We start from the raw sequence: 3,012 nt of genomic DNA on the forward strand, positions 1-3,012 counted from the left end.
GACGAACGCCAGCCGCATTGTCTGCCTTGGCGCTGAATCGATCAGCGTTTCCGCCATGGGCGAAAAGTCTTGCGCGTCGCCGGCCAGCGATGGCTTGAGGAAACGCGGCAGCCAGGACAGCTTGTAGGAAAGCGGATAGTTCGACACGCGATGCCCAATTGTTTGCCCTGTGTAAACCGTCCTCGCGGCGGGTTGAAGCGCAGCGTTGCAAATGGTGTATATTTGCGCGGCGCGACAAATATTGGGGGGAAAAGATGACACGACTGGCAGGTCTGCTGACATCCGCTTTCATTTTGCTCCTGCCGCTGTCTTCCGCGTCGGCGGCAATGCCCGAAGCGGCCACCCGACTGTTCGAGGCGAAGAGCGTGGCCGCGCGCGACGCTGCCCTGTCTATGCTGGAGACCGCCGCGCCAAAAGACCCGGCATCCGCCTATGCGGCCGGGGCGGGCGAGTTCTTCACCGCACTGGAGATCCTGGCTACCGGCCTGCACCGTCATGGTTTCGAAAGCCCGCAATCCTTCATGCTGCCGCTGATGCGGTTGCCGGTGCCCGATAATCCCAATCCCGAGCCGCTGACTTACGAGCAGTTCCGCGCCATCCTGGTCGGCTTCCGCGACCGGCTGGAGAAATCCGCGGCAACGTTTGCGTCGGTGCCGCCCGATGCCGATATCGGCATGGTGATCGATCTCACCCGTGCGGGCATCGACCTCAACGAGGACGGCACCATCGCGCCGGACGAGAGCATGGCGGCGATCATTGCCGGGTTGTCACGCGGCGGCATTACATCGGACGACGCCGTTCCCACGCTCACCTTCCGTTTCGACCGCGCCGATGGATACTGGCTGCAGGGCTATGCCGAGTTCCTGATGGCGCAGGCCGATTTCTGGCTGGCGCACGATTTCAGGAGCACCTTCGACGGCTCGTTCCACATGCTGTTCCCGCGCGCCAAGCTGCCGTTGCAGGATATTCTGGTGCCGCCGGCCGGCGACATGGGCTCGAGCATCTTCTCCTCGGAATGGCGCATCGCCGATTTCATCTCGATGGTGCATCTCATCAACTGGCCGGTGATCGAGCCGGAGCGCCGTCAAGCAGCGCGCCGCCATTTGCTGGAAATGATCCGGCTGTCGCGCGAGGACTGGAAGGCGATCCGCGCCGAGACCGACAATGACCGCGAATGGCTGCCTGGCCCGCAGCAGAAGGGCGAGAACCCGCTCACCGGCCTCGAAGTCGGCGAGGAGCAGGTTCAGGCCTGGCTCGCCGCCCTGACCATGGCCGAGGATCTCCTGGAAGGCCGCAAGCTGCTGCCGCATTTCCGCGTCACCGCCGGCACAGGCCTAGGAATCAACATGAAGCGCTTCTTCGATGACCCGAAAAACTTCGATCTGGTGCTGTCGATCACCGGCCCGGCCATCGCGCCCTACCTCGAAAGCGGCGAACTCGTGACCAGCGACGATTTCGACCAGATCCAGCGCCAGTTCGGCGGCGGCGGGTTTTTGACGTTTGCGCTCTGGTTCAACTGAGGACGGGCTGCTTCAGGCCCTTCCGCAGGGGAAATCTTGGCAAGACCGGCAACATTTTTACTGGAAGCAGGCGCCTTTCCCAGGCGATGTCTGTTGGCAGTCACCTCACTGCAGATGCCGCGCGAAGGCGCTTCGCAAAAATTAGCAGCGGCTGTTTTGCTTGACTCGGCCGCCAAAAACAGGCAGCAAAACCAGGTCGGAAGGGCGACAACACCACTTTGCTGGCCGTGGACGAAGCCAAATTTGGCCCAAATCCACATCTCGTCGTTGGTTTTGAGAGGAATTGATTAACCAACTTTGTCCATATTTTGAAGCAATCGGCAACCAACTACAGACGCGGCAAACGCGTCGGGGACCACCTGGGATCACTCACAGAATGGTCGTCGCGGCTCTCAAGGCCACGTACGGGGAAACCGATTGAAGCGAGATTGGTTGCATGGCGTTGTTGAATACACATAAAAAAAACCGGGGACAGCGTGAGGGCGGCGAGTTCGTCGATGCTCCGCGTTCCTCTTCCTTCAACGCTGGTCGGGTGGCTCGCTGGGTCGCGCTGCCTTGCGTCAGCACCGCCATCGGCCTTTGGTTGATCGGCACCATGGCCGGCCTCAGTTCCGTCGGCGCCTCGCTGTCGGCGACTTCGGTTGGCCTGCCCCAGACGCTGTCCATGCCGGGATCGCTCGCACTTACCGATCCGCTGAAACAGCACTTCTTGAAAGCCCCCTTCGTGCTGGCCAATGCCAATGGCGGCACTCAGGCCCTGCATGATCATTCGGTGCAGTGCGGCGCCAGCTGTTTCAAGCTGGCCAGGGTAAGCTCGCAGGCGGAAAAATCCGAACGCCTTGTGGCGCAGGCAAAGCCGACGCCCGCCGCCGTGAAGTCGAAGGCGCAGGAGCGCTTCGAACGCATGGAAGCGTCGCTTTCGCCGATGAAGCTGGCCGCTGCCTTTGCCGACGCCGGAAAGCCCGTCCCCAGTGCCAACACCCGCCCGGTGATCTCCACCGTCGCACCGCGAATTGCCGAGGCGTCGTTGGCGCCCTCCGTCCAGGTCACGGCCAGCCTGTCCGACAACATGCCAGTTCCGGCGGCCGAACGTTTCGCCCGGCTGGATACCGGCTCGGTGGTCGTGCAGACCGCACCGCCGCCGATGGGCTTTGCCCAATCCGATACGCCTGACAATTCGCAGTTGGCGCTTGCCCTGGTGCAGTCGCTGCCGGCCGACGACGAGGCGTTTGCCTCACCGCTGCCGATCGAGGAATCGTCAGCCGATATCGCGGTTTCGCCCGTCGAAACCCAGCAGGATCAACCCGGCGATGCCGCCTCGCTGCCGGACGCGCTGACCGACGACGTGCCGTTGCCGACCCGCCGCCCGCAATTCGACCCGCCGCAGCCCAAAATCGTCCAGCAGCAGCCTAAGCCCGTCCAGCAGCCCAAATCTGTTCAGCAGCCCAAGCCCGCCCAGCAATCGAAGCCGGCGCGTGAGACGGTCCAGCAG

General features: G+C 62.8%; 1 protein-coding gene and 2 pseudogenes. 2 read left to right on the forward strand and 1 reads right to left on the reverse strand.

Features of this window, described 5'->3' with window-relative positions:
- Positions 1 to 147, reverse strand: a pseudogene (locus tag EOC06_RS42290) (metallophosphatase); the annotation flags it as partial.
- 107 nt (positions 148 to 254) lie between these two features.
- Here EOC06_RS42290 and EOC06_RS11685 point away from each other — a divergent pair.
- On the forward strand, positions 255 to 1,520 hold the full coding sequence (locus EOC06_RS11685; protein ID WP_128289715.1) for a hypothetical protein: 1,266 nt from the start codon (positions 255 to 257) through the stop codon (positions 1,518 to 1,520).
- Positions 1,521 to 2,052: 532 nt separating this feature from the next.
- Positions 2,053 to 3,012 (forward strand): annotated as a pseudogene (locus EOC06_RS11690) (hypothetical protein); the annotation flags it as partial.

The sequence above is a fragment of the Mesorhizobium sp. M7A.F.Ca.MR.362.00.0.0 genome, from assembly GCF_004023175.1.
In the GTDB taxonomy this organism is placed as follows: domain Bacteria; phylum Pseudomonadota; class Alphaproteobacteria; order Rhizobiales; family Rhizobiaceae; genus Mesorhizobium.

Coding starts and splice junctions, on each gene's coding strand:
- EOC06_RS11685 (WP_128289715.1), top strand. CDS start 255: ATGACACGACTGGCAGGTCTGCTGACATCCGCTTTCATTTTGCTCCTG.